Raw genomic sequence first — 3701 nt, forward strand, 5'->3', positions numbered from 1 at the left:
GTCCTCCGCTCGCGCTCCGGCCTTCGGTGCGGGCCCGCCCCGGGCGCGGCCGGGATGCGCTGTCAGGCCGCGATAGGCGCGGCCACAACCGACGGAGACACCGCCATGACCTACGAGCTTCCTTTCGACGACGCCTACGAGCCCTACCACGCCTCCTCGCCGACCGACCGCGTCATCCTCGAACTACAGATGTACGGCCATCGCCCGCATCAGGACGAACCTGATCCTCGCCCGCTTCCCGACGACGAAGTGATCCGGGCTGGCCTCGCCGGCATCGTCGAGACCTTCGCCGGCATGCTTGGCGACACCAGGCTCGAACCCGATCTCGACGACCTGCTCTGGTCCTTCGCAAACGTCTTCCACCGCGCCGCCGAGCGCGTCGCCCGCAGCCTCGACCGCAACGAGGAGGCCCAGCGTTCGAGCCAGCAGGAACAGGACGGCTCGGAGGTGAAGTCGGTCGAGCTGGAACGGCTCACCGCGGAAGGCATCACCTATATCGAGCGCCGCAACGTGCTGGAAATCATGCGCGATGAGGCCGCCGACCTCTACGAGGCACAAACCGGATCGGCATGGCGGCCGCGCACCGGCTCCAAGGTCAGCCACCAGGCGATGACCGCGGCGGTAATCGACTCCCGCGACTTTCTCGCCGCCCGTCGCCATGCCGAAACCGAGGTGCTCGTTCCAGCCGGGACCAAGATCGCCTTCGCCGGCGGCCTCGACTGCAACGATCACGACCGGATCTGGGACGCGCTCGACAAGGCTCGCGAGAAGCATCCCGACATGGTTCTGCTCCACGGCGGCAGCCCGCGCGGCGCCGAGCGCATCGCCGCTTGCTGGGCCGAGAACCGCAAGGTCACTCAAATCGCCTTCAAGCCGGACTGGACCCGACACGCCAAGGCGGCTCCGTTCCGCCGCAACGACCAGCTGCTCTCGGTGGTGCCCTACGGCCTGATCGTCTTTCCCGGCTCCGGCATCACCGACAACCTTGCCGACAAGGCCCGTCGGCTCGGCATCCCCGTCTGGCGGTTCGCGGAGGGCGGCGCGTGAGCGCCGTTTTCTTGCAAATCAAGAAAATCCAGATAATATGGAGATCGATAAGGAGTCCAGCCATGCGCCAGTTCACGACGGCGGATCTCAACAAGCAGGTTGGCGACGTCACCGACGTTGCCAGCCGCGAACCCGTTATTCTTACCAAGCACCGGAAACCCCGGTTCGTGCTGATGAGTTACGAGCACTACGAACGGATGCGCATCGGCGGCGATCCCCGCCGCGCATACCATGTCTCCAAGATGCCGGAGGAACACACGGAACTCTTCGCCGCCGAGATCGACCGATTGGCGCGCGGGGAAGGATACGATGATGAGCGGTAGATTTCTGCCCGGTCAGGTGATCTCCTATCCGTATCTTTGGGCATGGCAACACGAGCGCGGCGAAACGGAAGGCCGCAAGAGCCGGCCGACCTGCGTGGTCATCGCTGTCCGCGGCGCAAGAGATGGCCTGACCCATCTCGCGCTCCTGGCGATAACCACCCAGCCACCGACCAGCGATCGGGTCGGTTTGGAAGTCTCCGCTATCGAGTGCCGCCGCGCCGGTCTGACCGATCTCAAACGCTGCTGGATCGTGGTTGACGAATACAACTACGATATTGCCGAACGCTCCTGGTACATCGAATCCGACGGTAAGCCCCTTGGTCGTTTCAGCAAGGCATTCATGATGAAGATCGCAGGCGCCTTTATCGAAGCGCGCAGCGAGGGCCGCCGCGTCAGCCGTCTGGATTGACGTTCTCTTTTCGCGGCCATGCGCTCGATCCAGGACGTGAGCCTCTGGCTGGCCGACAAAGACCACTAGCTCCAAGCGCGAAGCGCCACTAGCCAGATGCGCGTAGCGCCTCCGGCAGCGGCAGGGTCCGGGCGCGCCGGCCTACGGCCGGCCGGGCTCTAGTCGCGGCGCCTCGCCGCTCCCCGAGCCGGCTTTCGCCGTCTCGGCCTTCGGGTGACGATCCCTCTCGCAGGGGCGAGGGAGAGGGCGGCCGGCGCGGGGCGGGGGGCGCTAGAGAGAAGGGAAAGTCACGATGTCGATGATATTCATAGGTGGATCACGCGAGATATTCGAGCTGCCGGAACCTGCCATCGCTCGCATCGGCGCAATCGTTGCTGCCGAGCACGGCGTGCTGATTGGCGACGCGCCTGGAGCCGATGCCGAGGCGCAGGGCGTGCTCGCCGGCTACAAGTACGAGCACGTCGGGGTCTTCCATGCCGGCAAGGAACCCCGCAACAATCTGGGCGACTGGGCCGCCTACCATGTTCCTTCTCCTGAAGGAGCTCACGAGCACTGGTTCCACGCCGCCAAGGACCGGGAGATGGTGCGGCGCGCCGACTTTGGGATGATGGTCTGGGACGGCGCATCACCGGGCACGGCCGTCAACGTGCTTCGGCTCGCCATCGCGAACAAGCCGTGCGTCATTTACGATCTGGCCAGGGGCCGGATGGCGACCACGTACAATGTGGAAGACTGGTGCGCGATGCTCCGCCATGCTGATCCGGACATTCGCCGCCAAGCCGAAGCCCGCATGACGCCGGATGAGCGTCTAACGTTGCCAGGATGATGGATGCGGTCCTGCCGACAGCCCTGCGGGTTCAATCCGATATGTGATCCGGCTCCTCGCCGCCTAATCCACTTGTATGAGCGGACGGAGCCGGCCCCTTTCGAAACCGGTCCACGCGCAGAGACGCGGGGCGTTGTGCGGATGATCATCTTGACCCGTCTCGCCTCTGAAGCGGGTGCAAGCGTGCCGAACAACATCCTGGCTTGCGGGGTCATCCAACCTGACTGCGCGGTATCGTCCCCGAGGGGCGTGAAGGCCGCTGCCAGCCGGCCCCGATCTCGAAACCGCTATGCCGCCATACCGAACACGCAAGGCGGTCACGCGCCGGGCTGCTGTTCGATGTGTTGGCAATGCCGACGATATGACCCGAGAGGCTGCTGCATGGTCCTGCGATCCGGCAGCGTTGCGTCGGCGATCTAGCGATGGTGGCCTGAGTTCTTCTCCTTCGGTCGCATCCGGGGCCATTCCCGTTTCATGTCGCCCTTGTAGACGACCGCCTGCTTTGTGCGGTCAACCCCCGTTGGGGGTACACTCGGCGAATATTCAGGAAAATTCGATTTCTGTTTCTTGTCTGCGGGCAGGCGAAGGGCCTGCCCGCTATTTTTCGGCAAATAGAATTTTCCAGAATTTTCGCCGAGATGACCGCAGCAGGACGGCCCTCTCCTTTGGCGCCATCGGGAATGGTCCCGATTCAACCGAAGGAGAACTGCCATGGCCACCACGATCGCAAACCTCACCACCAAGGCCGACGGCTCGATGGAAGGCGTCTTTGCCACGCTCCGGGTCAACGCCCCGATCACCCTGATCCCGAACACCAACAAGTCGCGCGAGGACGCACCCGACTACCGGATCGTCAACAAGCGCACGGGCTTCGAGATCGGAGCCGGCTGGCACCGCATCTCCCAGCGGTCGGGAGAGGAGTACCTCTCGGTCAAGCTGGAAGCCCCCGAGATCGGCGTCATTTTCGGCAATCTCGCTCCCGCCCCGGGTGGCGAGGAAAACAAGAAGGTCATCCTCTGGAACAACCCCCAGTGAGGCATCGGTGGGGGGGGCGGGCCCGCCCGGGGGCGCCGCCCCCCCCCGCAAAAGGGGTTGG

General features: G+C 64.6%; 5 protein-coding genes. All 5 read left to right on the forward strand.

The features are described 5' to 3' along the window. The first annotated feature begins 105 nt into the window (after positions 1-105). The 5 genes from NKJ84_RS32855 (at position 106) to NKJ84_RS32875 (ending at position 3640) form a co-directional block, all read left to right on the forward strand. Entirely contained in the window at positions 106-1047 is a 942-nt protein-coding gene (locus NKJ84_RS32855) for a DUF2493 domain-containing protein (protein ID WP_352509979.1), read from the forward strand. A 62-nt stretch (positions 1048-1109) separates the two neighbouring features. Beyond that, positions 1110-1370 (forward strand): type II toxin-antitoxin system Phd/YefM family antitoxin, encoded by a 261-nt coding sequence (locus NKJ84_RS32860; protein WP_352509980.1) that lies wholly within the window; start codon positions 1110-1112, stop codon positions 1368-1370. Beyond that, entirely contained in the window at positions 1360-1779 is a 420-nt protein-coding gene (locus tag NKJ84_RS32865; RefSeq protein ID WP_128305978.1) for a hypothetical protein, read from the forward strand. Before NKJ84_RS32860 ends, NKJ84_RS32865 begins: the two co-directional genes overlap by 11 nt. A 292-nt stretch (positions 1780-2071) precedes the next feature. Beyond that, positions 2072-2605 (forward strand): hypothetical protein, encoded by a 534-nt coding sequence (locus tag NKJ84_RS32870; protein WP_352509981.1) that lies wholly within the window; start codon positions 2072-2074, stop codon positions 2603-2605. Positions 2606-3316: 711 nt separating this feature from the next. Further along, entirely contained in the window at positions 3317-3640 is a 324-nt protein-coding gene (locus NKJ84_RS32875; protein WP_006205585.1) for a DUF736 domain-containing protein, read from the forward strand. Positions 3641-3701: the final 61 nt, after the last annotated feature.

The sequence above is a fragment of the Mesorhizobium sp. M0048 genome, from assembly GCF_040323405.1.
Lineage (GTDB): Bacteria > Pseudomonadota > Alphaproteobacteria > Rhizobiales > Rhizobiaceae > Mesorhizobium.